General features: G+C 73.5%; 20 protein-coding genes and 1 pseudogene. 13 read left to right on the top strand and 8 right to left on the bottom strand.

Annotated elements, in window-relative coordinates:
• Positions 1 to 113 precede the first annotated feature (113 nt).
• Positions 114 to 1,415: an ABC transporter permease gene (locus ABTZ54_RS12435; RefSeq protein ID WP_351660765.1), complete on the top strand. Its 1,302-nt coding sequence runs from the start codon at positions 114 to 116 to the stop codon at positions 1,413 to 1,415.
• Positions 1,416 to 1,544: 129 nt separating this feature from the next.
• Here the strand turns inward: ABTZ54_RS12435 and ABTZ54_RS12430 are convergent, their stop codons facing one another.
• The gene (locus ABTZ54_RS12430) at positions 1,545 to 2,165 is read right to left on the bottom strand and encodes a TetR/AcrR family transcriptional regulator (RefSeq protein WP_351660762.1); all 621 of its coding nucleotides are present in this window, start codon (positions 2,163 to 2,165) and stop codon (positions 1,545 to 1,547) included.
• Between the two features lie 339 nt (positions 2,166 to 2,504).
• Between ABTZ54_RS12430 and ABTZ54_RS12425 the strand changes: the two genes are divergently transcribed.
• Positions 2,505 to 3,980, top strand: coding sequence for an aldehyde dehydrogenase family protein (locus ABTZ54_RS12425; RefSeq protein WP_351660759.1), 1,476 nt, complete (start codon positions 2,505 to 2,507; stop codon positions 3,978 to 3,980).
• Positions 3,981 to 4,013: 33 nt separating this feature from the next.
• Complete coding sequence (locus tag ABTZ54_RS12420) at positions 4,014 to 4,262, top strand: DUF1272 domain-containing protein (RefSeq protein WP_351660756.1); 249 nt, start codon at positions 4,014 to 4,016, stop codon at positions 4,260 to 4,262.
• Here ABTZ54_RS12420 and ABTZ54_RS12415 read toward each other — a convergent pair.
• The 4 genes from ABTZ54_RS12415 to ABTZ54_RS12400 form a co-directional block, all read right to left on the bottom strand.
• Positions 4,255 to 5,424 carry a PucR family transcriptional regulator gene (locus ABTZ54_RS12415; RefSeq protein WP_351660753.1) on the bottom strand — a complete coding sequence of 390 codons (1,170 nt, stop codon included), beginning with the start codon at positions 5,422 to 5,424 and terminating at the stop codon, positions 4,255 to 4,257. The two genes, ABTZ54_RS12420 and ABTZ54_RS12415, sit on opposite strands and share 8 nt — an antisense overlap.
• 135 nt (positions 5,425 to 5,559) lie before the next feature.
• Positions 5,560 to 6,048, bottom strand: coding sequence for an NAD(P)H-dependent oxidoreductase (locus tag ABTZ54_RS12410; protein WP_351660750.1), 489 nt, complete (start codon positions 6,046 to 6,048; stop codon positions 5,560 to 5,562).
• The gene (locus ABTZ54_RS12405) at positions 6,045 to 6,818 is read right to left on the bottom strand and encodes a thioesterase II family protein (protein WP_351660747.1); all 774 of its coding nucleotides are present in this window, start codon (positions 6,816 to 6,818) and stop codon (positions 6,045 to 6,047) included. The genes ABTZ54_RS12410 and ABTZ54_RS12405 overlap by 4 nt, the downstream gene beginning before the upstream one ends.
• Positions 6,815 to 7,666: an alpha/beta fold hydrolase gene (locus ABTZ54_RS12400; protein ID WP_351660744.1), complete on the bottom strand. Its 852-nt coding sequence runs from the start codon at positions 7,664 to 7,666 to the stop codon at positions 6,815 to 6,817. The genes ABTZ54_RS12405 and ABTZ54_RS12400 overlap by 4 nt, the downstream gene beginning before the upstream one ends.
• 598 nt (positions 7,667 to 8,264) lie before the next feature.
• Here ABTZ54_RS12400 and ABTZ54_RS12395 point away from each other — a divergent pair.
• From ABTZ54_RS12395 to ABTZ54_RS12350, 10 genes are read left to right on the top strand one after another with little or no spacing between them, the layout of a single operon-like run.
• Positions 8,265 to 11,381, top strand: a complete 3,117-nt coding sequence (locus tag ABTZ54_RS12395; RefSeq protein ID WP_351660741.1) for a non-ribosomal peptide synthetase — start codon at positions 8,265 to 8,267, stop codon at positions 11,379 to 11,381.
• Positions 11,374 to 14,091: a beta-ketoacyl synthase N-terminal-like domain-containing protein gene (locus ABTZ54_RS12390; protein ID WP_351660738.1), complete on the top strand. Its 2,718-nt coding sequence runs from the start codon at positions 11,374 to 11,376 to the stop codon at positions 14,089 to 14,091. Before ABTZ54_RS12395 ends, ABTZ54_RS12390 begins: the two co-directional genes overlap by 8 nt.
• Complete coding sequence (locus ABTZ54_RS12385) at positions 14,088 to 15,704, top strand: aldehyde dehydrogenase family protein (RefSeq protein WP_351660735.1); 1,617 nt, start codon at positions 14,088 to 14,090, stop codon at positions 15,702 to 15,704. Before ABTZ54_RS12390 ends, ABTZ54_RS12385 begins: the two co-directional genes overlap by 4 nt.
• Positions 15,701 to 16,855, top strand: coding sequence for an acyl-CoA dehydrogenase family protein (locus ABTZ54_RS12380; protein WP_351660732.1), 1,155 nt, complete (start codon positions 15,701 to 15,703; stop codon positions 16,853 to 16,855). Before ABTZ54_RS12385 ends, ABTZ54_RS12380 begins: the two co-directional genes overlap by 4 nt.
• 17 nt (positions 16,856 to 16,872) lie before the next feature.
• Positions 16,873 to 18,144 (top strand): aspartate aminotransferase family protein, encoded by a 1,272-nt coding sequence (locus ABTZ54_RS12375; protein ID WP_351660729.1) that lies wholly within the window; start codon positions 16,873 to 16,875, stop codon positions 18,142 to 18,144.
• Position 18,145: 1 nt separating this feature from the next.
• Positions 18,146 to 18,592, top strand: coding sequence for a type II toxin-antitoxin system RatA family toxin (locus ABTZ54_RS12370; RefSeq protein WP_351660726.1), 447 nt, complete (start codon positions 18,146 to 18,148; stop codon positions 18,590 to 18,592).
• Complete coding sequence (locus ABTZ54_RS12365) at positions 18,592 to 19,062, top strand: hypothetical protein (RefSeq protein WP_351660724.1); 471 nt, start codon at positions 18,592 to 18,594, stop codon at positions 19,060 to 19,062. Before ABTZ54_RS12370 ends, ABTZ54_RS12365 begins: the two co-directional genes overlap by 1 nt.
• Entirely contained in the window at positions 19,059 to 20,060 is a 1,002-nt protein-coding gene (locus ABTZ54_RS12360) for a phosphatidylglycerol lysyltransferase domain-containing protein (protein ID WP_351660721.1), read from the top strand. Before ABTZ54_RS12365 ends, ABTZ54_RS12360 begins: the two co-directional genes overlap by 4 nt.
• Before the next feature lie 33 nt (positions 20,061 to 20,093).
• Positions 20,094 to 21,062, top strand: coding sequence for a VlmB-like protein (locus ABTZ54_RS12355; RefSeq protein WP_351660719.1), 969 nt, complete (start codon positions 20,094 to 20,096; stop codon positions 21,060 to 21,062).
• The gene (locus ABTZ54_RS12350) at positions 21,059 to 21,952 is read left to right on the top strand and encodes an alpha/beta hydrolase family protein (protein WP_351660716.1); all 894 of its coding nucleotides are present in this window, start codon (positions 21,059 to 21,061) and stop codon (positions 21,950 to 21,952) included. The genes ABTZ54_RS12355 and ABTZ54_RS12350 overlap by 4 nt, the downstream gene beginning before the upstream one ends.
• Before the next feature lie 312 nt (positions 21,953 to 22,264).
• Here the strand turns inward: ABTZ54_RS12350 and ABTZ54_RS12345 are convergent.
• The 3 genes and pseudogenes from ABTZ54_RS12345 to ABTZ54_RS12335 all read right to left on the bottom strand — a co-directional run.
• A pseudogene (locus tag ABTZ54_RS12345) lies at positions 22,265 to 22,471 on the bottom strand (Fic family protein); the annotation flags it as partial.
• A gap of 256 nt (positions 22,472 to 22,727) precedes the next feature.
• Complete coding sequence (locus ABTZ54_RS12340; RefSeq protein WP_351660713.1) at positions 22,728 to 23,096, bottom strand: hypothetical protein; 369 nt, start codon at positions 23,094 to 23,096, stop codon at positions 22,728 to 22,730.
• Complete coding sequence (locus tag ABTZ54_RS12335) at positions 23,093 to 23,302, bottom strand: hypothetical protein (protein WP_351660710.1); 210 nt, start codon at positions 23,300 to 23,302, stop codon at positions 23,093 to 23,095. Before ABTZ54_RS12335 ends, ABTZ54_RS12340 begins: the two co-directional genes overlap by 4 nt.
• Positions 23,303 to 23,423: the final 121 nt, after the last annotated feature.

The raw sequence follows: 23,423 nt of genomic DNA, 5'->3' as shown, positions 1-23,423 counted from the left end.
GCAAAACGCAACGGTGCGTTGCAGTCTGGCGCGGTCGACTCCTAGTATCGCAACGCACCGTTGCGTTGCGTTCTGCTGCGCACGCCGGACCGATCGAGGAGAGGTGGTCCCCCATGCGGGCCGCGACAGTCTGGAAACACCCCCTGGCCTGGGTTCTGACACTGCTCGGGTGCGTGGTCGCCGCCGTGTCCACGCTCAGTTATCTGGGACCGGCGGCCGCCCCCGAGGAGCATCTGCACGGCCTCCCGCTGGCGCTCGTGACGGAGGACCAGGGCGCCCGAGGACCCGCGGGGACGGTCGACTTCGGCGAGCTGGCCGCCGGGAAACTGGAGCGGGCCACGGACGGCGGGCGGCTGAGCTGGCGGCGGGTCGGCACCCGCGCCGAGGCCGAGCGGCTCCTCGACGACCAGGAGGTGTACGCCGCGCTCGTCGTACCGGCCGACTTCAGCCGCCGCTCCCTCGGCCTGCTCGGCGGCCCCGGCGCGGCCGGCCCGCGTCCGTCCCTGGAGATCCTCGGCCACACCGGAACCGCGGGCGTGGCCTCCTCCATGGCGGGCCGGGCGCTGCGGACCGCCGCCGCGCAGGTGTCGCGGCAGGTGGGCGGCGCGCTCACGGCGCGGGCGGCAAAGCCGGGCACGGCGTCCCCCGGCTTCCTCGCCCTGCTGGGCGACCCCGTCCAGGTGAAGGAGACGACCCTGAGCACGGGCGGCGCGACCGGCGGGTCGACCTCGGGGGCGGTCCCCCTGTACTTCGCCATCGCCCTGCTCGTGTCCGGTCTCGTGCCCGCGTCGCTCCTGACGATGCTGCTGGACTCCCGGCTCGGCTACCTCCCGCTGGAAGTGGGGCCCCGGCGCCGCCAGTTGCCCGCGGTCCGCATCACCAGGACGGCGACCTTCCTCGCCAAGGCCCTGCCGGCGGCCGTGATGGGCTTCGCGGCGGGCGCGGTCGTCGCGCTGCTCACCCTGTGGACCACCGGCCTGGACGCGTCGGACGGGACGCGGTTCGTGCTGTTCGCGGGCGTGGCCTGCGCCTCGGTCACGCTGGTCACGCTGGCCCTGTTCACCGTGCTCGGCGCCCCCGGGCAGGTGGTCGCGCTGCTGCTCCTGACCCTGCTCGGGATCCCGCTGTCCGGAGCGGCGCTGCCGGTCGAGGCCCTGCCCGGCGCGCTCGACACCCTCGGCGGACTGCTCCCGGCCCGTCATATCGCCGCGGGCGCGCGCAGCCTGCTCTTCTTCCGCGGCGGTGACGTCTCCACCCGGGCGTGGCTGGTCATGGCCGGCTACGGCCTCGGGGCCCTCGCGCTCGGCCTGGGCGTCAGCCGCTGGTACGACCGCAGGGGCTACCACCGCGCGGCCGAGCACGAGTTCCGGCACCGCCCGGCTCCCGAACCCGGGACCGTGCTCGTTCCTTCGTGAGCATCGTGGAAGTGACGGAAGCGACCCGTGAGGTTTCGGGGATTCCCCAATGGGCGGGACCCGGCGCGGCTGGCAGGATGGGCGTGCGACCGACCGCCCGGCAGCCGCGCCCCGTCCCGTCCGTCGGGGTCAGGCCTCCGGGAGGCGCGGCGGCGAGGTCATGGTGGCGGTGACCATGCGCTCGATGGCGTCCTCGTCGAACGCGCCGTCGTAGAAGACGCTGCGGAACATCATGGCGCCCGCCCACATCTCCAGGAGCATGGGGATGTCGGTGCCGACGGGGAGGTCGCCCCGGTCGATGGCCCGTTCCAGGACGGTACGGGCCCGGGCGCGCCGGGGCTCGATGATGTCCTCGCGCAGGCGCCGGCGCAGCTCGGGGTTGCGGGCGGTGTCCGCGATCAGGGCCGGCAGGATGACCTGGACCTCGGGCGAGCAGAAGAAGTCGGCGAGCGCCTGACGGGCGACGGCGAGGACCTCCTCGGTGGAGTCCCCGGTCTCGTCGACCGGGACGTCCTTGAGCCGGGTGCGCACCGCGTCGAGGACCAGCTCCGCCTTGCTCGGCCAGGAGCGGTAGAGCGTGGCCTTGCCGACCTTCGCGTCCACCGCCACCTCACCGATGGTGAGGTTCGCGTACCCCTCCTTCTTGAGGAGTTTGAGCGTGGAGGCGAGGATCCTCTTCCTCGCCTCCAGGTCGCGGCGCTGCGGGCCGGTCGAGGCCATGACGCTGTGCAGGGTGCGCTTTTCTCCCATACCGGGAGCTCCTGTTCTCTGGGGCCGCCGGTGTCGCCGTGCGGTGCGCACCGGCCGAGGCGATCACTCCGACGGTTGTACCACCCGCGCGCGACGGGCCCGCGCGGCGGGGCGTCGGGCTGCCGCATCCGGCGGGTTCTGTGCGGTCGGCCGGAGCCCGGTCGACCTCAACTCCGCGCGCGCGGCTGGCCGGTGGGATGTCAAGTGCCCCTCCGGCAGCTCTGGTCAGAACGGGTCGTTTCGTTTTAGGCTAGGTCGGTGCCACAGCACTGTCAAGGCACTGTCACCACGGGCCGCACGGGCTCCGATCCTTCTGATCCTTCCGAGAGGCAGGACCTCATGACGGCCATCGACGCGGGCACGCTCCCGCGCTTCGCCTCGCTCGACCCCGTCACCGGCGAGGAGATCGGCTCCTTCCCCGTCGACGACGAGCGGGCGGTACGGGACAAGGTCGCCCGGGCCCGCCGGGCCTCCGAGGCGTGGGACCGCCTGGGACACCACGGACGGCGGCCGCTCCTGCTCGCCTGGCGGCGCCTGATGGCCCGGCGGCTGCCGGAGATCGTCGCCCTGATGGAGCGCGAGAACGGCAAGGTGAAGGCCGACGCGCTGGTCGAGATGGCGGCGGCGCTGACCCATCTGGACTGGGCCGCGCGCCACTCCCGCCGGGTCCTCGGGCGCCGCCGGGTGCCGTCGGGGCTGCTCATGGCCAACCAGTACGCGACGGTCGAGTACCGCCCGTTCGGGGTGATCGGCGTGATCGGCCCCTGGAACTACCCGGTGCACACCCCGCTCGGCTCCCTCGCGTACGCGCTCGCGGCGGGGAACGCGGTGGTGTTCAAGCCCAGCGAGTACACGCCGGCCATCGGCGCCTGGCTCGCGGACACCTTCGCGGAGGCGGTCCCCGGTCACGACGTCCTCGTCCTGGCCACGGGCGACGGCGGCACCGGAGCGGCCCTGTGCGCGGCGGGCGTCGACAAGGTCGCCTTCACCGGCTCCGCCCGGACCGGCGCCCGCGTCCTGGCCGCCTGCGCGCCCTCCCTCACCCCCGTCCTGCTCGAACTCGGCGGCAAGGACGCGCTCGTGGTCGCCGCCGACGCCGACGTGGACGCGGCCGTGGAGTCGGCCCTGTGGGGCGCGTGCAGCAACACCGGCCAGTCCTGCGCGGGCATCGAGCGCGTCTACGTCGCCGCCCCGGTCTACGAGCGCTTCCTCGCCCGCTGCGCCGAGCGCGCCCGGGAGCTGCGGGCCGGCACCGACTTCGGCCCGGTCACCATGCCGGGCCAACTGGACGTCATCCGGCGGCACATCGACGACGCCCTCGCCCGTGGCGGCCGTGCCGTGGTCGGCGGCCCTGAGTCGGTCCAGCCGCCGTACGTGCACGGTCCCGTCGTCCTCGCCGACGTGCCGGAGGACTCCGCGGCCGTACGGGAGGAGACCTTCGGCCCGGTGCTCGTGGTGAACCGGGTGGCGGACGCGGACGAGGGCGTCGCCCGCGCCAACGACTCCGCCTACGCTCTGGGCGGCGCCGTCTTCGCCCGCCGTGACGCGCGCCGCCTGGCGGACCGGATGCGGACCGGCATGGTGAGCGTCAACGACGTGCTGTCCTTCCCCGCCGTGCCGTCGCTGCCCTTCGGCGGGCGCGGCGCCTCGGGCTTCGGGCGGATCCACGGGCCCGACGGGCTGCGGGAGTTCACGGTGCCGAAGGCGGTGACCCGCAAGCTGTTCGACGTACCGCTCGCGGTGTCGACGTACGCGCGCGGCGCGAAGGACATCCAGCGGCTCCAGCGCCTGATCACGTTGGTCAACTCCCGCTGAACCCCGACACCCCCCGACGAAGAGGAGAAGGACATGCTGCGCATGCGTCCGCGCTGCCTGAGCTGCAACGGTGAACTGGCCGGAGACGCCGAGGCATTCATCTGCAGCTACGAGTGCACCTGGTGCCCGTCCTGTACCCGGGGCTTCGCCGGGGTCTGCCCCAACTGCGCGGGCGAGCTGGTGCCCCGGCCGCGCCGTACGACGGGGGCGGCCGCGATCGTCTCGCGCGTCCCCGACCGGCTGCGGCGCTTCGTACGCAAGGCGCGCGGGCGGCTCAGCTGAGCTCCACGGCCGCGCGCGAGGTGAAGAGCCCCGTGTAGGTGCGGCAGTCGAGGCCGGTCAGCTCGTGCCAGCGTTCGAGGCGGTACGTGAGGGTGTTGGCGTGTACGTTCAGGGCGCGGGCGGCGGCCGCCACCGAGAAGCCGTGGTCGGCGAACTCCCGTACCGCTTCGGCGAGATGCGGATTGGAGCGGGCCGTCTCCAGGGCCTCGTCGAGCTGTGGGACCCGGCTCGCCCCGGCGTCGGCGACGAGCGCGAAGGGCCAGATGTCCGCGTAGCGGTGCACCCCGGGGCGGCCCCGGCCCGCGCACAGGGCGCGGCGGGCGTCGTCGATGCTCCGGCGGGCTCCGGCGGGTCCGCTGCGCACCAGTCCGGCGCCGACCGGTCCGCCGCCGTCCGCCAGGAGGGCGGTCTCGACCTGGGCGTTCGGCTCCCGGTCCTGCCCCACGACGACGACCTCGCCGGGGGTGTCCAGGGCGACGAAGTGCCCCGGCCCCTCCTCCAGGCGCGACTGGATCGCCCGCAGCCGGTGCGGGTCCGCAGGCCGCCGGGACACCCAGAGCTGGAACTCGCCCCTCGGGTCGAAGTCGAGCCGTTCCAGGGCGGTGTGGAGGTCGCTCTCCGGCACGGCCGGGTCGTCGAGCGCCTCGGCGAGGCGGCGGCCCGCGGCAAGGCGTGCCATGGAGGCGCACGCCTGCGCGTCGCGGTGTCCGGCGCCGACCTCGCCGGTGATGTGCTGCACCCACAGCATCGTGCGTTCCATCGACGACAGCAGGTCGCCGAGGTCGTCCCGCTGGGCGAGGACGTCGCAGACCTCCTCCCACACCGCGCGGAAGGCCACGTAGAAGCTGAGCATGAGGTCCTCGGCCGGCACCCCGTCCCCGGCCCGGCGCTCCCCGTAGGCGCGCGCCGCCTCGCGTTCGGCGTCCGTGGCGGCGGTGCGTCCCTCGCCGAGGGCGCGCAGGCCCGCTTCGAGGAAGAAGCGCACATGCGCGTCGTGGTCGGCCCGGGGCAGGTCCTGGCGGCGGAAGCTCTCGATCTGCTTGAGGATCTCGGCCGCGGCCCTGGCGGCCAGGCGCGCGAGGTCGGCCTGCAGATACGCGGCCACGCACGCCGCCGCCGTCGGCTCGGCGTCCGGCCGCCGGCCCGTCGTGGCCAGGTCCACCGTCTCGGCCCCCTCACATGATCATCAGCCTGCTTTGGACCTTACCCGTGCCGGGCCGCCGAGGGACATGGATGTGACACAAGGCCGGTGTGAGCTGGGTCGCGCAGCATCCGGGCGAACCCGGCGACGGCCCGGTCAAGGGCGCCCGCCCCCGGCGGGGCGCCGCCGTCGAGGTCCCCGCGTGTGAGGCAGCACAGGGGTGCCACGCGCGGCCCGCCCAGGGAGTCGAGCACGGGTCCGAGTCCGCGCATGAGCAGGGCGCCGTGCCCGGGGGTCGTGCGCGGTGGCGAGCGGCAGCACGACCTTTCCGGCCAGCGCGTGGCGGGGCAGGAGATCCAGGAAGATCTTGAGGAGCCCGGTGAAGGACGCCTTGTGCACGGGCGTGCCGATGACGACGCCGTCGGCGCGGTCCAGTCTCCGGGCCGCGGCGGCGAGCGCCGGGTGGCCGGCGTCGCCGCGCACGAGCGCCTCGGCGGGGAGCGGGCGCAGTGCGAGCCCGCCGACGCGCAGGCCGAGCCCGGTCAGGCGCGGGGTCACCAGGTCGTCCAGGACGCGCTGGGTCGTGGACGTGCGGGAGGGGCTGGCGCAGACGGCCAGGACGGTGGGCCCGGCGGGCCCGGTCATCGGGCCGCCGCCTCGGGGACGGGGGCCGTGCGCGCCAGTTCGTTGAGGAGGTAGCCGACGTCCTCGCTCTGCCAGGGGAAGAAGTGGTCCCCGTGGAGCACGCGCAGGCCGAGCCACCGCTCGGTGTGCCGCTCCCAGGCGGCGACCTGGTGCGAGGGCTGGATGAAGTCGTGGCGTCCGGCCAGGGCGAGCACGGGCACGGCCAGCGGGGCCGGCGCCGGGGCGGGGGCGTGCGCGAGGAGTTCGAAGTCCGCCTGGGCGGGGCGCAGGACGAGGTCGCGCATCGTGGGCGATTCGAGGACCTCGGGCGGGGTCTGGCCGAGTTGGCGGATGTGGTCGAGCAGGAGGTTCCTGCGCTCGGCGAGCAGGCCGTTCGCCTTGCGGTCGAGGCGGTCGGCGGGGCACAGCGCCGAGACGACGAGGAGGGCCGGCGGGGCGCCCCGGTCGCACAGGGCGCGGCACAGCTCGTAGGCGAGCAGGGCACCCATGCTGTGGCCGAAGAGGATGGTGCGCGGGACCGGCAGCAGGCGCTGTTCGCGGACCAGCTCGTCGGCGAGCGGGCGGATCACGTCGGCGGCGCGCCGGACCGGCTCCTCGGCCAGGCGCAGTCCGTGGCCCGGCAGTTCGACGGCCCGGAGCTGCGTGTTCGGCGGCATCATGGGGGCCCAGGCCCGGTAGGCAGACGCGGTGCCGCCGGCGTACGGGAGGCACAGGACGCGGGCGTCCGGGAGGCCGGGGGCCGACGACAGGGTGCGCATCCAGGTGCTCATGAGGGCTCCTTCTTCCCGGCCGGGCCGGAGCGCCCGGCCAGCCGGGTCAGCTCGGTGTGGCCGCGGAACAGGATTCGGCTGTACTGGTCGGGGTCGGTCAGGCAACTGAGGTGGCGGCCGGGCACGAGGGCCAGGCCGGCCGGGGTGCCGTCGGCGCGGACGGCGTCGAGGAAGGCGTGTTCGTCGCGGCGGAACCTGCGGTCCAGGCGCCCGTTCACGAACTGGACGGGCGTGGTGCAGGCGCGGGCGAGCGCGAGGGCGTCGCGTCGCCCGAGGTCGGCGACCACGTCGTGGAAGCTCTCCATGGCGAGGCCGCCACGGAGGACGGCGGAGGCCGTGTCGTACGGCAGGAGGCGGCGGAAGAGCGTTCCGTTGAGCCGGGCGGCGCGCTCGTGGCCGATCCGGTCGATCACCCGGGACATGGTGGCGAACTCCCGGGCCACCCGGCCGCCGGTGCGGGCCGTGGACCCGTTGACCAGGAGTCCCGCGGCCTCGCAGCGGCCGGAGGCCCCGTAGGCGAGCGTGGCGTACCCGCCGAGGGAGACACCGGCCACCCAGGGGCGGCGCCCGGTGACCCGCGCGGCCTCCCGGACGGCCGCGGCGACCTGGCCGACAGCTCCCTCCAGGGTGAACGGGAGTCCTCTCAGGGCCCCGTGGCCCGGCAGGTCGCAGGCGGTGAGGCGGAAGAACGGGGCGAGCCGGGCGGCGTACGGCTGCCACATCCACGCCGAGAGCCGGATGCCGTGGACGAGGACGAGCGGTTCGCCCCTCTCGGGACCCGCCGTGTGGAGACCCGGCTCCCCCGGCACCGGGCGCCAGCCTTCCGCCGGGCCGCTCTGGTCGGACATTCGACGCTCCCTTGTTCTCTCGCCGTGCGGGCGCGCGGAGGCGCCGAGGATCTCTGGAAAGAAGGTGGTGCGTGCGCTCCATTCGACGGCTCCGGCCTTTTGCACGGGCCTGCCGGAATTCACGGGCGCGGGCCGACGTCGAAGGAATTACCGTCGGCAACCACGGCAGGCTAACTCGCCAGTAACCGGATACGCAACAGCATTTGACCGAGAGTCAATCCTGGGCCGGGCCACCTCCCCCACGCCCCGGAAGTTAACGCGCCCGTTACTTGACGAAGCATCGCCCCGCTCCTAGGCTAGAACGCGTCGTCTCGTTCTGAACGATGGTCGGACCCCCTCCGGGAGCCGTCCGCACACGGGGGTTTACATGATCGAGCGAGCCATCGGGCCCTGCCCGCCACCCACGCCGGCCGGCCGGCGCCACTGAGCGCGCCGCCTCCCCGGCGCCTCTCCCTTCTCTTCGTTCCGTCGGCCGCGAAGCGCGCCCGGAACCACATTTCCGTGCGCAATTCCGCCTGCCTCGCGAAAGGCGGAATACCGGCACTCAGATACGTGCCGTGCACGTCCATGACACCGAAGTCCTGATTGGTGTGGACCCATGCAGATCGATGCTGTGCACCACCCGGCCACTCCGGCCGAACTGAAACTCTTCACCCATGCCCTGCTGTCGCCGCAGGACGCCGCCTACAACCTCGCCGCGGTCTTCCGCATCACCGGCGAGCCCGACCTGCCGCGCCTGCGCCGGGCCCTGGGCCGCCTCGCCGCGGGCATCCGCGCCCTGAACACGACGTTCGAGCAGCGCGACGGGGTCGTCCACGCCGTGCACCGGCCCTACACGGGCGACATCGACGACCTGGTGCCGGTCACCACCCTGCCGGGCGAGGGAGCCGGGCCCGCCGTCGAGCGCCTGACCTCCCTGGCCGACACTCCCCTGCCGCCCGGCGCGCCCCGGCAGTACGACTTCCACATCCACCGGGCGACGGACGGCACCTTCGTGTCGATGCTCTTCTCCCACCTGGTCGCGGACGGCTACAGCCACTTCAACCTGGTCCACCTGCTCGGCAGGCTGTACGCCGAGCCGGACGCCGAACTGCCCGCCTCCGTCCTGGACTCCCCCTCCCTCCTCGTCGAGCCCAAGCCCGCCCGGGAGGAGACGGTCGCCTTCTACCGCCGGCGCCTCGGCCAGGTGGACGGCCTCGGCGACGACCGGCTGCACGGGCACCGCGCCGCCGACGGGACGCTGCTCGGCGAGGAGCGCCGGCTCGACCTCGGTCCCGAGCTCAGCGAGCGGGTGCGCCGCCGCGCCGAGGAGCTCGGCTGCACGCCGTTCACCTTCTTCCTCTCCGCGTACCTCATGACGTACGCCCGGACGACCGGCGGGCGCCACCCGGTCGTCGGGATCCCCGTCGCCAACCGCCAGGGGCACCGCCAGCGCGCGGCGTTCGGCTACTACGTGAACACCCTGCCGCTGGGCTGCGACCTCACCGCCCACCGCACCTTCGCCGACCTGTGCGGCTGGGCGGAGTCCGCCAAGTCCGAGATGCTGCGCCACCAGGGCTTCGACCTGTCGGCCCACGTGCACGAGGTGTGCCCGAAGGCCGCGGGCAGCCCGCTGCGCGTGGACCAGACGTTCACGTACTACCGCCAGCCGCTCGCCTTCGCCCTCGACGGCTGCTCCGTCGAGCAACTGCCGTTGTGCAGGCGGATGGTGAAGTACCCGATGTCGATGAACGTGGAGGACCTCGGGGACCGCTTCGTCGTCAACGCGGAGTGCTCCTCCGAGCAGTGGAACACCAGGCCGCTTGAGGTCATGGCGCATGTCGTCGCCCTCGCCGCCGCCGATCCGGAGCGCCTCCTGACCGGCATCCCGGCCCTCCCCCCGGCCGCCGAGCAGAGCCTGGACGCCCTGGTCAACGCCGGCCACCGGCCCCTCGCCGACGAGGAGTTGCCCCGCTCGCTCGCCGACTGGTTCACCCGCACGGCGGCGGAGCACTCCGCGCGAACCGCGGTCGTCCACGAGGGCACCGCGCTCACCTACGGGCTCCTCGACGAGCTGTCCGACAAGGTCGCCGCCGCCGTCACCGCACGGGCCCCCGGCCCGTACGTCGGCGTCGCCATGCGGCGCGGCCCCGAGCTGATCGCCGTGATCCTCGGCGTGCTCAAGGCGGGCAAGGCGTACGTGCCCCTCGACCCCAACTCGCCCTCCTCGCGCCTCAGTCGGATCCTCGACGCCTTCCCCGACGGGCTGCCCGTCGTCGAGGACGAGCACCGCTGGCCCGAGGCCCCCGGGCGGTGGCTGGACTCCGCGAGCACGCTCGACACCCCCGTACCGCCCGGCGACCAGGCTCCCGCGCGGTCCGCCGACGCCACCGCGTACGTCATCTTCACCTCCGGATCCACCGGCAAGCCCAAGGGCGTCCAGGTCACGCACCGCAACGTGATGGCGCTGATGCGCTCCTGCGAGGGATCGTTCGGCTTCGGCCCGCAGGACACCTGGAGCCTCTTCCACAGCTACGCGTTCGACTTCTCCGTGTGGGAGATCTTCGGCGCCCTGCTGTACGGCGGCCGGCTGGCGATCGTCCCCGAGACCGTCGCCAAGTCGCCCGAGGAGTTCCGCGGCTTCCTCGTCCGCGAGCGGGTCACCGTCCTCAACCAGACGCCGTCCGCCTTCGGGCAGCTCCTCAAGGTGCTGCGCCCCGGCGACGGGGACGAACTCGCCGTGCGGTACGTGGTGTTCGGCGGCGAGGCGCTGCGCTACGCGGCCCTGCGCCCCTGGTACGACGTCATGGGCGAGCGGGCCCGGCTGGTCAACATGTACGGCATCACCGAGACCACCGTGCACGTCACCCACCACACGGTGACCCCCGAGGAGGCCGCGACCGAGACCGCGTCCCTGATCGGGCGCCCGCTGCCGCACCTCACGGTGGGCGTGGTCGACGAGGACGGGCACGTCTGCCCGCCCGGCGTGCCCGGCGAGATCGTCGTGGGCGGCACCGGCGTCACCCTCGGCTACCTCGGCCGGCCCGAGCTGACCGCCGAGCGCTTCCCCGTCGTCGACGGGCGGCCCGTGTACCGCAGCGGCGACCTCGGCGTCGTCCGTGCCGACGGGGCCCTGGTCCACCTCGGCCGCATCGACCAGCAGGTCCAGCTGCGCGGCTTCCGGATCGAGCTCGGCGAGGTCGAGTCCGCGTTCCTCGCGGTCACCGGCGTACGGGAGTGCGCGGTGCGCCTCGACGAGCGGGACCCGGAGCACCCGGCCCTGGTCGCCTTCGTCACCGGCGACGAGACGCCGGCCGAGGAGAAGCTCCGCCACGAGGTGCGGCTGCGGCTCCCCTCGTACATGGTGCCCTCGCGCATCGTCCGCGCGGACGCGCTGCCGCTGACCATCAACGGCAAGGTCGACACCGCCGCCCTGCCCTGGCCCGAGGCGCGCGCCGCGAGCCCGCGCACCGCCCCGGGAGCGCCGGTGTCCGGCGACGACACCGCCTCGGCCGTGCGCGCCGTGTGGACCGAGGTGCTCGGCACGGACGGCTTCGGCCCGGACGACAACTTCTTCGACATCGGCGGCACTTCGATGCACGTGGTGCAGGCGCACCAACTGCTCGTCCAGGACCTGGACGCCGCCGACCTCCAGATGATCGAACTCTTCACCCACACCACCGTGCGCCGTCTCGCCGCACACATCGAATCGATACGAGGAACGACGCATGAGTGACCGTACGACGGACGACGCCATCGCCATCGTCGGCATGGCGGGGCGCTTCCCCGGCGCCCCCGGCACCGCCGAACTGTGGCAGGCCCTCGTGGCGGGCCGCGAGGCCGGTCGCGCGTTCTCGGCGGACGAGCTGCGCGCGGCCGGCGTCCCGGCGGAGCGCGCCGCGGCCGCCGGGTACGTCGCCCGGGGCGCCGACCTGGAGGACGCCGACCTGTTCGACGCCGCCTTCTTCGGTGTCACGCAGCGCGACGCGAAGCTGATGGACCCGCAGCAGCGCGTGTTCCTCACCTGCGCCTGGGAGGCGCTGGAGGACGCGGGCACGCCCGCCGGGTCCGCGTACGGCCCGATCGGCGTGTTCGCGAGCACCAGCCTGAGCAGCTACCTGCTGGCCAACGTGCTGCGCTCCGGCGAGTACGCCGACGCCGCCCTGAGCTACCCGGTCCTGCTCGGCAACGACAAAGACTTCCTCGCGACCCGGGTCTCGTACAAGCTGGACCTGCGCGGCCCGAGCATGAGCGTGCAGACCGCCTGCTCCAGCTCCCTGACCGCCGTCCAGCTGGCCTGCGCGGCGCTGGCCCGCGGCGAGGTCAAGGCGGCGCTCGCCGGCGGTGTCAGCATCACCTTCCCGCAGACCTCCGGGTACGCCCACCAGGAGGGTGGCATCCTGTCCCGGGACGGGCACTGCCGCCCGTTCGACGCGGAGGCCTCGGGCACGATCAAGGGCAACGGCTGCGGAGTCGTCGTCCTGAAGCGGCTCCAGGACGCGCTCGACGAGGGCGACCGGATCTACGCGGTCGTGCGGGGCATCGCCGTCAACAACGACGGCTCCGACAAGATCGGCTTCACCGCGCCCGGCACGGCGGGCCAGCAGGCCGTCATCCGCGCCGCCGTGGCCGCCTCCGGGATCGACCCGGCGGACATCGGGTACGTCGAGGCGCACGGCACCGGCACCGCCGTCGGCGACCCGCTGGAGATCACGTCGCTCGCCGCCGCGCACGCCGCCGTCGGCGGCCCCGCCCCGGGCTGTCTGATCGGCAGCGTCAAGGCCAACCTGGGCCACCTGGACGCGGCGGCGGGCGTCACCGGTCTGATCAAGGCCGCGCTCGCGCTGCACCACCAGACGGTCCCGCCGCAGATCAACCACTCCAAGCCCAACCCGTACCTGGCCTGGGACCGGCTGCCCTACACCATCGCCACGGAGGCCACGCACTACCCGGACGCCCCGCTGAAGGCCGCAGCCGTCAGCGCGTTCGGGCTCGGCGGCACCAACGCGCACTGCGTGCTCACCGCGCCGCCCGCCCCGGCGGCACCCGCCCCGGCCGAGGCCGGGACGCGCTACCCGGTGGTGCTCAGCGCCCGAGACATCGACTCCTTGCGCGTGCTGGCCACCAGGCTGGAGGAGCGGATCACGGACGGCGCCGACGCCATCGAACTGGCCGACGTCTCCTACACGTTGACCGTCGGCCGTCCGCTGCTCCCGGTGCGGCACGGCTTCACCGCCGCCACCCTCGACGAGCTGCGCGCCGGGCTCCGGGCGCTGGCCTCCGGCGGCGAGCCGGACGCCACCCCGGTCGCCTGGGAGGGCCCCGCCCGCCGCAAGGTCGTCCTGCCCGGGCAGCCGCTCTCCCCGCAGCGGTACTGGATCGAGCCCGACGCCCGGGACGAGGCGCAGGCGCCCGAGGCCGCCCCGCAGTCCGCCGCCGTCGACGCGCGCCCGGTTCTGGAGCGGGTGATCGCGGTCGTCGCCCCGCGCCTGGACATCCCGGACCTCTCCGCCGACGCCGACTTCTACGACCTCGACGGGGACTCGCTGCTCGCGGTCGAGGTCGTCACGGCGCTGTCCGAGGAGTTCGGCGTCGAGCTGGACTTCGACGCCTTCGCCACCCTGCGCACCCCCGAGCAGATGGCGGGCCACATCCACCAGGCCCTCAGCGGCACCGAGGACCCCCGGCGCGGCCTGCTCACCCTGCGCGAGGGCCAGGGCCGGGCGCTGCACCTGGTGCACCCGGCCGGAGGCACCAACTTCATCTACACCGGGCTCGTGGACCACTCCGGCTCCACCGTGCCGCTGCGCGCGCTGTCCTTCCCCGTCCAGGACCCGCCGGCCACCCTGCGCGAGCTGGCTGCCCTGTACCTGGAGCGCGTACGGCGCGAGCAGCCCACCGGCCCGTACCGCCTGGGCGGCTACTCCTTCGGCGGGAACGTCGCCCTGGAGATGGCGCTCCAGCTCCAGGCGGCGGGCGAGGAGGTCGAGACCCTCGTCCTGCTGGACAGCTACCCGCCCGAGACGTACGTGGGCCGGCACCTGAGCGACGAGGAGTTCGCCGAGGCGTTCCCGCTGCTCCTGAACGCGGTCGGGGACAGCGAGCTGAACGTGGACGAGCTGCGGGACAAGGGCTTCTTCACGATCTGGAAGCACAACTACGACCTGCTCAAGGGGCATTACCCGGACCGCGCCTTCCGCGGCGACCTGGTGCTGCTGCGCGCCGACGAGGTGGGCGGCACGCTGGACCTCGACAACGCCCTGCGCATGAACCTGGTCGACAAGTCCCTCTGGCAGGCGCACGTCACCGGCACGGTGACCGAGGAGAAGGTCTACGGAGACCACTTCACCATGTTCGAGCCGGGCGAGCGGATCACCCGCCTCGCCGAGGCGTTCGACACCGCCGTCGCCCCCTTCGACGCGGCCGACACGGCCCAGGACCGGTGAGCCGCGTGCACTCCTACGGCTCGTACATCGCGGGGCAGGACGTCCCGTCGGACCGCTGGGTCTACACGCTCCGCGCCTCTGCCATGCTCACCGACATCATGGGCTCCATCCGCCTCAAGCGGGACCTGGAGCAGGGCCGGATCGCACCCGAGGAGGCGCCCGGATCGGTCATCGGGCGCTGCGCGGTGGGCGACGCGACCGACATGGAGGCGGCGCTGCGCGGCGCGGCCGGCGCGGTGCCCACGTGGGCCGCCGTCCCGCTCGCGACCCGGCTCCGGTTCGTCGAGGTGGTCCACGAACTCACCCGGCGCAAGCGCCACGAGATCGTCGAACTGCTCGTCGCGGAGGGGCATCCCCGGGCGCTCGCCGAGTGGGAGACCACCGGCATCATCGCCAACACGGCCCCCAGCACCCGCGCCTACCTCGCGGAGCAGCTGGAGCACCGCACGGTGCTCGGCCCCCGTGAGCTGATCGTCCGCCGGGTCGCCGACGGCGTGGTCTGCCTGAACCCGCCGCAGAACGCGACCGTCGCCAACTCCGTCCTCGGCGTGTGGGCGCTCGCCGCCGGCAACGCCCTGGTCGTGCGCGCCCCGCTGAGCTCCCCGCTCGGGGTGCTGCGCATCGCGCACGAACTGCTGATCCCCGCGCTGCGCGAGGTCGGTGCCCCGCCGGAGGTCCTCTCGGTGGTCTGCGCGGAGGCCGGGCGGACGATGCGCCAGTGGCTCGACAGCCCGTACGTGGACGACATCATGTACTTCGGCGGCAGCGAGCAGGGCGTCGCCTTCGGCGCCGAGTGCGTGGCCCACGGCAAGAAGCCCGTCCTCGAACTCGCGGGCAACGACACGTGCGTGGTCTGGGACGACGTGGACGTGGACCTGGCCGCGGAGGCGCTCGCGGAGGCCTTCTACGGCTCCGGGCAGATCTGCATGGTGCCCAACTGCGCCGTCGTCCACCCCGCGATCGCCGACGCGCTGATCGAGCGGCTCGTCGAGAAGGTGCGCGCCATCCGCCCGGGCCTGCCCGAGGAACCGGAGGCGCTGCTGTCCCCGGTCCGGCGGACCGAGGCGTACGAGGAGGTCCTCAGGGACGCCGTCGAGCTCGGCGGCACGGTCGTGACGGGCGGCAGGCGGCTCGGTCTCGACGGCACGCCCGACCCGGTCGGCGGCGTGTTCGTGGAGCCCACCGTGGTGCGCGTCGACGGGCTGAAGAGCGCCCGGAACCTGCGCGCGGTCCGGGAGGAGACCTTCTTCCCGCTGCTGCCGGTCGTGGTGGCCGACGACGTGCCGGAGGCCGAACTCCTGGACTCCGTCGTCGACTTCGTCAACACGAACGCCTACGGCCTGCGCAACTCGCTGTGGGCCCAGGACACCGACGTCATCGACGGCTTCGTCCGAGGGGTCCGCAACGGCGGCCTCCTGAAGGTCAACGACTCCCACATCGGCTTCCTGCCCGTCCTGCCGACCCACGGCGGCACCGGTCTGACCGGCGGCCCCTGCGGCGAGGCCAACTACCCGGCGCTGCGCACCAGTCATGTGCAGGGGGTGAGCATCGCCTCCGGGATCCGTCCGACCGAAGCGGTGTTCGCCGCGTTCGCCTCCGAGGAGAACCAGTGACCACCACGCACCTGCGCTGCATGGAGTCGGCCCGCGAGACCTGCGCCACGACGCTGCCCGGACTGTCCGAGGAGCTGCGGGACCTGCCGCTCTCGCGGCTTGAGAGCACCGAGAGCCCCGCGCTCGCCGCCTTCAAGCGGGCCGGGGGCGCCGGACTGCTCGTGCCCCGGGAGTACGGGGGCAAGGGCGCGACCGCGCTGGAGGCCGTACGGGTCGCGCGGGCGCTCGGCGCGCTCTCCCCGTCCCTGGCCGTGGCCACCGCGATGCACAACTTCTCGGTGGCGTCCCTGGTCGCCCTGGTCGCGTCGAGCGGCGCGAGCGGCCTGGAGTGGATGCTGATCGAGGGCATCGCCCGGGACGGACTGCTCGTCGCCTCCGGCTTCGCCGAGGGCCGCGCCGGGGCCGGCATCCTGGACTCGGCCGTCACGGCCCGCCCCTCGGCGGACGGCGGCTATGTGGTGAACGGCTCCAAGAAGCCGTGCAGCCTGTCGCGCTCCATGGACCTGCTCACCGCAGGTGTGGCGATCGAACAGCCCGACGGCTCCTCGCAGTTGGGCGTGGCCCTGATCCCCGCCGCCTCCGAGGGCATCACCCGCGAGCCGTTCTGGGGCGTGCCGTACCTGGCGGGCGCGGAGAGCGACGAGGTCGTCCTCAAGGACGTCCATGTGCCCGAGGAGCTGATGCTGCGCCCCGAGGTCGAGCTCGGCACCGGTCTCGACACCCTCCAGACCGTCGGGTTCGTCTGGTTCGAGCTGCTGGTCACGGCGGCGTACACCGGTGCGGTGGGCCGGCTCGCCGAGGCCGCGCTGCGGAGCGGCCGAGGCAGCGTCACGGACCGCGCGGCCGTGCTCGTCGCTGTCGAGGCGGCCGCGGGGCTCGCCGAGAACGTGGCCCGGGTCGTGGACTCCGGGACGATCGGCAACCCGGAGCTCGCGGCGGCCCTCACGGCCCGCTTCGCCGTCCAGGACCTGCTGGTCGACGCGGCGGACCGGGCGGCGGAGCTGCTGGGCGGGGTCGCCTTCGTCACCTCCCCCGAGGTCGGGCATCTGCTGGCCGTCAGCCGGGTCCTGGCCTTCCACCCGCCGTCCCGGTCGGCGAGCGCCGAGGCGCTGCTCGCCCACCACGCCGGCGCGCCGCTGCACATCTCATGACGATCCAGGAGGCGACGATGAGCGGCCGCGAGGCCCTGGTCGGCGGCAGGAGCACCGCCGACCTCTACAAGACCCATCTCAGCAGCGGCCGGGGCCGGCTCGGCGAGATGTTCGGCGGACACGTCGAGGCGTCCTCGTCCGGGGCCCGGGTGCTCACCGAGGACGGACGCTCCTTCCTCAACTGCGGGGGTTACGGCGTCTTCCTGACCGGCGCCTGTCACCCGCGCGTGGTCGAGGCGGTGGAGCGGCAGATCCGCACCCACCCGCTGTCCACCCGGATGCTGCTCGACCCCGCCGCCGGGCGGGCCGCCGAGACGCTGGCCCGGTTCACCCCGCCGGGCCTCGACCGGATGCATTTCTGCGGCTCCGGCGCCGAGGCGGTGGAAGCGGCCCTGAAGCTGGCCCGCAGCCACGGCCGGCACCGCGTCGTCGCCATGCGCGACGGCTACCACGGCAAGACCCTCGGCGCCCTGTCCGCGACGGGCAAGGACCTCTACCGCACGCCGTTCCTGCCCCTGCTGCCGGCCACCCACGTGCCGTACGGGGATGTCGTGGCGCTCGCGGAGGCACTCGGCGACGACGCCTCGGACGCCGTCGTGATCCTGGAGCCGGTGCAGGGCGAGGCGGGCGTGGTGATCCCGCCGGAGGGCTACCTGCGCGAGGTGGGCGCCCTCTGCCGCCGCCGGGGCGCGTTCCTCGTCCTGGACGAGGTGATGACCGGACTCGGCCGCCTCGGCTCCTGGTGGGGCGCCGACCGGGAGGGCGTCGTGCCCGACGTGCTGCTCGTGGGCAAGTCGCTGAGCGGCGGCGTGATCCCGGTCGCCGCGATGGTCGCCACCGAGGAGGCCTTCGCTCCCTTCGACCGCGACCCGTTCATCCACACCTCGACGTTCTCGGCGGCGCCGGTGGCCATGGCGGCCGTGCGGGCGGCGGTCGAGACGATCCACGAGGAGGGGCTCGTCGACCGCGCCCGCACCCTCGGCGAGCGGATCCTGTCCGCGCTGCGGGCGGCCGTCGCGGAGCACTGCCCGCATCTGGTGCGCGAGGTGCGCGGCGCGGGCCTGCTCATCGGTGTGGAGTTCCAGGACCCGGGCTTCGCCGGGGAGTTCCTGCTGGAGCTCCTGCACCTGAACGTCATCGTCAACCACTCGCTCAACGCCCACGCGGTGGTACGTCTCACGCCGCCGGCTGTCCTCGACGAGGCCGACCTCCAGGAGCTGACGGCCGCGCTGCACGCGGCGGCCCGCGCCCTGGGCGAACGCTTCCCCCACCAGAAGGGAACCTCCTGACATGCGGTCGGTCCACCTGACCCACCACTCCGCCGACGTCACGGTGCGGGACGCCTACGCCCGTATCGGCGACTTCGCGCGCTACCCCGACCTGGTCGACACCGTGCGCCGGGTCTCCGTCCGGCAGGACGCCCGCGACGGCGTCCTCAGCAGCGACTGGGAGGTCGACTTCCGCAACGGCGTCCTCGCCTGGGAGGAGGAGGACGTCTTCGACGACACCGCGCTGACGATCACCTTCCGGCAGACCCGGGGCGACTTCGACACCTTCGACGGGCGCTGGCTGGTCACCCCCGAAGGGGCGGGCTGCCGGGTGGAGTTCAGCGCCGACTTCGACTTCGGGCTGCCGACCCTGGCCAACATCGTCGACCCGGTGGCCGAGCGCGTGCTGCGCCAGACCATCGGGCACATCCTGCACGCCCTCATCGGCGGACAGGAGGTGGCGGCCTGATGGACCCGGTCAACCGCTTCGAGACCCGGACGACGTTCCGGCTGCTGCGCGCCGAGTACCTGGTGGGACTGCTGCTCAGCGCCGGACTGCTCGTCGCCCACTGGGACGAGGTGCGCTGGCCCGTCGCCGTCGCCCTCTTCGCGTACATCGACGTCCTCGGCTATCTGCCCGGCGCCCTGGCCCACCGCAGGGCCAGGGGCGGGCGGGTGCCCAAGGCGTACTACATCCTCTACAACACCATGCACAGCTGGCTGACCGCGGGCGCCGTGGTCGCGCTGTGGGCCTGGCTGGTCGGCCCGGAGTGGGCGCTGCTCGCCGTCCCGCTCCACCTGTGCGGCGACCGGGGGCTGCTCGGCAACTTCTTCAAGCCGTTCAGCGTGCCCTTCGAGCCCGAGGTGCACCCCGCGTTCGAGGCCTTCGAGAAGGAGCTGCGCCGGCCGGTGGCCGGAGCGGGGAGCGCGTCCCGATGAAGGCGATGGGAACGTCGGCGCCGGACGCCGTCGACCTCGTCGCCGCCCACGCGGACCACCCGAGCGGTGTGCTCGCCCTCAACACGGGCACGGTCCGCCGGCCCGGCACGAGCGTGCCGGGGGTCGTGGCCTACCGCAGGGGCCGCCGGCACACCGTCCAGTTCGCCGGGCCGTTCGCGGCCCCGGCGGACCGGGACCGGCTCCTGGAGGAGTTCCTGGAGGAGCTGGCCGGGGACCGTGGCAGGCCCCCGCGCCTGACGGCCGCGCAGCTGCGCGCCGACGACGTCGCCCGCTACGAGGCACGCGGCTTCCGCGTCAACCAGATCGGTACGTCGTACAGCATCGACCTGGCGCGCTTCACGGTCCGGGGAAAGGCGCTCGCCAAGGTGCGGCAGAACGTGTCGCGGGCCCGCCGCGAGGGCGTCGTCGTCACGGAGGAGGACTCCCTGGCGCCGCAGCCGGAGCTGGACGCGATCGACGCGGCGTGGCTGCGCGCCAAGGGGCGGCACGTGAAGGAGCTCGACTTCCTCATCGGCGAGCGCGGCGGCCTCGCCGCGCCGCTGCGGCGCACCTTCGTCGCCCGCGTCGAGGGCCGCGCGGTCGGCTACATCACGTACTCCCCCGCCTGGGGCTCCCGCCCCGGCTTCCTGTACGACCTCACGCGCCGCTCCCCGGCGGCGCCCGTGGGCACGGTGGAACTGGTCAACCTGACCGCGCTCGAACGCTTCCGGGCGGAGGGCGTCGACTGGCTCCACCTGGGCCTCACCCCCTTCGCGGGCCTCTCCGCCGCCCACGCCCCGACGTCCGCGTCACCAATGCTGGACCGCGCCCTGCGCCTGATCGCGGAGCACGGCAAGGCGGTGTACCCGGCCCGCACGCAGGAGGCGTTCAAGCTCAAGTGGGCGCCGCACGTGATCGAGCCGGAGTACGCCGCGTTCCAGGGCGGCCCGAGGCTGGGCAGCGTGTGGAACTTGCTGCGCATCACCAACTCCCTCTGACCCACTGTCCCCTTACAGAATCCGGAGACACTCATGTCGAACACTCTTCCCATCCAGCCCATAGAGACCGACTGGGATCGGGCGCCCGGTGTCCTGGACGGGGCGGCGGAGCTCGAACTGACCCCGGGGCAGTGCGACTTGCCGTACTGGTTCGAGCATGTGGCCGGCACGATGCTGCGCCGCCTCTCGGACGGCACGGTGAAGGACGCGGGGCCGACGGAGCTCGTGCGCGCCCCGGGTCCCCTGCGTGACGCCGTGATCGACGAGTTCGCCTTCCGCCACCTCGCCGAGGAGAAGGCGACGCGCGCCCTGTGCTACCTGGTGAACAGCGCGCCCGACTCCGAGTGCCTGGAGTTCTTCACGACGCAGCTGGTCGACGAGGCCCGGCACGCGCGGGCGTTCCGCGACCACCTGCTCACGCTGGGCGTGCCGGCGGACGAACTGGCCCGGACGGTACGGGAGGTGGCCGGGCAGGCCGCCGCCGAGGTGCTCGACCCGCTGGAGGAGTTCGGCCTGACGGTCCTGCGCGACCAGGGCGACTTCTACGGCGGCGTCCTCGCCCTGACCGTGCTCGTCGAGGGCGTCCTCGCGCCCGCCGCCGAGCTGAGCGAGCGCAAGTGGCGCCTGCTCGACCCGGGCGCGGCCCTGGTGGAGCGGGGCGCCAACATGGACGAGATCCGGCACCTGGCGGTCGGCAGCGCGATCGTCCGGCAGCGCCTGCTCGACCACCCCGAGGACACGGACCGGCTGCTCGACGTCATACGGCGCGGCCGCGAACTGTGGACGAGCCTGCCCATGGAGCGCGTCCTGTACCGGCGCGAGACCCTCTTCCAGGAGGGCCTGAAGGACGCGGCGGGCCTGCTCGGCGACTACGAGGTGTGGGAGGGCCGGCGGCTCGTCGACACCACCGCGGAGGAGCGCATGGCCACGGCAGCGTCCTGGTCGGAGCGCACCCAGGACACGCGCCTGCGCTACATGCTCCTCGACGGGGCCGTCGGATGACGGAGCGGGCCGTCGTCACCGACGAGCTCGTCGTCCCGTACCCGGACGGCGCCGGTGGCGAAGGTCGGTTGGTCGCGCGGGTGACGCGCGCGGAGACGGGCCCGGTGCGGGCGGTGGTGCTGATCTGTCCGGCCCTCGGCGTCTCCGCGTCGTACTACGCGCCGCTGGGCGAGGAGCTGGCCCGCCAGGGGTACGCGACGGTCGCCGCCGACCCGCGCGGCCAGGGCCGGTCCCGCCCACGCTGCGGACGCGGCACCCGCCACGGCTACCAGGACCTGGCCGCCGTGGACTGGCCGCGGCTGGTGGTGCGCGTACGGGAACACTTCGCGCCGGGCACGCCGGTGCACCTGCTCGGCCACAGCATCGGCGGCCAGGTGTCCCTCCTGTACGTGGCCCGCCCGGAGGCCGACGTGGACGGCCTGATCCTGATCGCCTCGGGAACCGTGCACCACCGCAGGTTCCCCGGGGCGCGCGGGGTGGCAGTCCTCCTGGGCACCCAGTTCGCCGCGCTCGTCAGCATGACCCTGGGCTACTACCCCGGCCATCGCCTCGGCTTCGGCGGGCGCCAGGCGGCCGGGGTGATGCGCGACTGGGCCAGGATCGGCCGCACCGGAAGATTCGAGCCGACCGGCGCCGACATGCCGTACGAGAAGGCCTTCACCAAGGTCCGCCTCCCCGTCCTGGCGATCTCGGTGACCGGCGACACCCTGGCCCCACCCCAAGCGGTCGACGCCCTGTGCGACCGCCTCACCAACTCCCCCGTAGACCGCATCCACCACACCCCACAGGACCCGTCCCACCACGGCCACACCCGCTGGGCCCGCGACACCCGGGGAGTGACCGGCCACGTCACCAGGTGGCTCCACCGGATGTCGAGGAACACCGAGTAGCCCACCCGCCCCACCCCACCCCAGACCGGCCGAGGGCCCGCTCCACTCCCCCATGGAACGGGCCCTCGGCCTCACTGATCCGATCCCGTGATCCGCTGGGCGATGACCGACATCAAGCTCCGCCGAAGGACGGGCCATGTGACCCGGCGGACCTGGCGGACCTGGCGGCCCGTTGGCGGGGGTCGAGCGGATGAGGACGAAAACCAGGGCGGCCAGGGCGGCAGCCCCGGCGGCGTCGTCCGCGTAGCGCGTGGTCTGCAAGGGCCCGACCTGGTCCAGCCGGACTCCCTCCAGCTCCAGGACGTAGCCGAGGGTGAGCATGGCGAGGCGGGCGTTGCCGTCCGGGAAAGGGTGGAAGAAGGCGACGTCGAGGTAGGCCCTGGCCGCGCGGGAGGCCAGGGGGACGTGCGGATCGGCGCTGTCGCGCAGACAGCGCTCGAAGTCGCGCTGGGTGTGCGGGGTCAGGGCGTAGCGTTCACGGCCGCCCTTGGCGAAGGCGTCGCCCCGCCGGAACCGCACCTCGGGCACGCCGAGGACCAGCCGCTGCCACCCGGTAAGAAGCGTGCTGGTGAGTGGTCGCCCACGGGAAGCATCCGCTCGCGAGTGGACGAGCTCCGCGAGAAGCCGGCGGCCTCGATCAATGTCCGAGGCGCGACCCCCTTCCCCGCACCAGAGGGTGAGGCCGTCCACGACGGGCTCGACCGGACCCGCCACCTCACCAGCAGCGGAGATACATTCAACCTGCTCTCTGACCTGGCCCCAGGCGCCCAGGGCGTCAGCGCTCACGTCCACCGATCGCGGCGTCGACCGCGTCCTTCGCCTCTTCCACGCCCATGCCCATGGAAGTGAGGAACCACGTCAGCACCGTACGGCAGAGCAGATACCAGCTGCTCTCGGCACAGGTACGGTCCACGACCAAGGTCACGAGCCGAGTGACAGCCGGTTCCAGATGCCAGCTGTGATCCTCGGCGCTAGCGCCGACGGCCGGAGCCAACTGCTCGAACCGCTCGGCCAGCTCCTCCAGCCAGCCGCGCCACTCCAGCAGCGAGGCGACCACGGTGGCGGCCGTCGCCGCGGGACTGCCCAGGGGCCGGAAGGACCACCACTGGGCGCCGACACCGCCACCCACGCCCTCGCCGGTCATCCAAACCTCTCCTCCCACTCCACGTCGCCCGGGGGCACCGTTGAGGCGATCAACGTGCCGACCTCAGCGGCCTCCACTTCGTCCCAAGCGAAGTCGATGAGACCGGGATCGACGGCCGACCACGGCACCCAGGCCGGATCGAGCTCGAAACGTTTGGCCGTGGTGTTCCTCCAGAACTGGGCACGGTAGGACAGCCCGGCGATCATGCCAAAGCCTCGCCGCCTCGTCACACGACTCTCCGAAGCGGGAGGTCGCGTCCGGGGGGCGCGCGGAGAGCAGCGTGCGCCAATCCCCCTTGGCATATGCCCGATTCGACTGCGAGCCCCC

Source organism: Streptomyces sp. NPDC094032, assembly GCF_040303965.1.
Lineage (GTDB): Bacteria > Actinomycetota > Actinomycetes > Streptomycetales > Streptomycetaceae > Streptomyces.
This window is presented reverse-complemented; position numbering and strand designations above follow the sequence as displayed.

Excerpts from the sequence above, each read along its gene's own strand:
- ABTZ54_RS12435 (WP_351660765.1), top strand. The coding sequence starts at position 114 with ATGCGGGCCGCGACAGTCTGGAAACACCCCCTGGCCTGGGTTCTGACA.
- ABTZ54_RS12430 (WP_351660762.1), bottom strand. The coding sequence starts at position 2,165 with ATGGGAGAAAAGCGCACCCTGCACAGCGTCATGGCCTCGACCGGCCCG.
- ABTZ54_RS12425 (WP_351660759.1), top strand. The coding sequence starts at position 2,505 with ATGACGGCCATCGACGCGGGCACGCTCCCGCGCTTCGCCTCGCTCGAC.
- ABTZ54_RS12420 (WP_351660756.1), top strand. The coding sequence starts at position 4,014 with ATGCTGCGCATGCGTCCGCGCTGCCTGAGCTGCAACGGTGAACTGGCC.
- ABTZ54_RS12410 (WP_351660750.1), bottom strand. The coding sequence starts at position 6,048 with ATGACCGGGCCCGCCGGGCCCACCGTCCTGGCCGTCTGCGCCAGCCCC.
- ABTZ54_RS12405 (WP_351660747.1), bottom strand. The coding sequence starts at position 6,818 with ATGAGCACCTGGATGCGCACCCTGTCGTCGGCCCCCGGCCTCCCGGAC.
- ABTZ54_RS12400 (WP_351660744.1), bottom strand. The coding sequence starts at position 7,666 with ATGTCCGACCAGAGCGGCCCGGCGGAAGGCTGGCGCCCGGTGCCGGGG.
- ABTZ54_RS12395 (WP_351660741.1), top strand. The coding sequence starts at position 8,265 with ATGCAGATCGATGCTGTGCACCACCCGGCCACTCCGGCCGAACTGAAA.
- ABTZ54_RS12390 (WP_351660738.1), top strand. The coding sequence starts at position 11,374 with ATGAGTGACCGTACGACGGACGACGCCATCGCCATCGTCGGCATGGCG.
- ABTZ54_RS12375 (WP_351660729.1), top strand. The coding sequence starts at position 16,873 with ATGAGCGGCCGCGAGGCCCTGGTCGGCGGCAGGAGCACCGCCGACCTC.
- ABTZ54_RS12370 (WP_351660726.1), top strand. The coding sequence starts at position 18,146 with ATGCGGTCGGTCCACCTGACCCACCACTCCGCCGACGTCACGGTGCGG.
- ABTZ54_RS12365 (WP_351660724.1), top strand. The coding sequence starts at position 18,592 with ATGGACCCGGTCAACCGCTTCGAGACCCGGACGACGTTCCGGCTGCTG.
- ABTZ54_RS12360 (WP_351660721.1), top strand. The coding sequence starts at position 19,059 with ATGAAGGCGATGGGAACGTCGGCGCCGGACGCCGTCGACCTCGTCGCC.
- ABTZ54_RS12355 (WP_351660719.1), top strand. The coding sequence starts at position 20,094 with ATGTCGAACACTCTTCCCATCCAGCCCATAGAGACCGACTGGGATCGG.
- ABTZ54_RS12350 (WP_351660716.1), top strand. The coding sequence starts at position 21,059 with ATGACGGAGCGGGCCGTCGTCACCGACGAGCTCGTCGTCCCGTACCCG.
- ABTZ54_RS12340 (WP_351660713.1), bottom strand. The coding sequence starts at position 23,096 with ATGACCGGCGAGGGCGTGGGTGGCGGTGTCGGCGCCCAGTGGTGGTCC.
- ABTZ54_RS12335 (WP_351660710.1), bottom strand. The coding sequence starts at position 23,302 with ATGATCGCCGGGCTGTCCTACCGTGCCCAGTTCTGGAGGAACACCACG.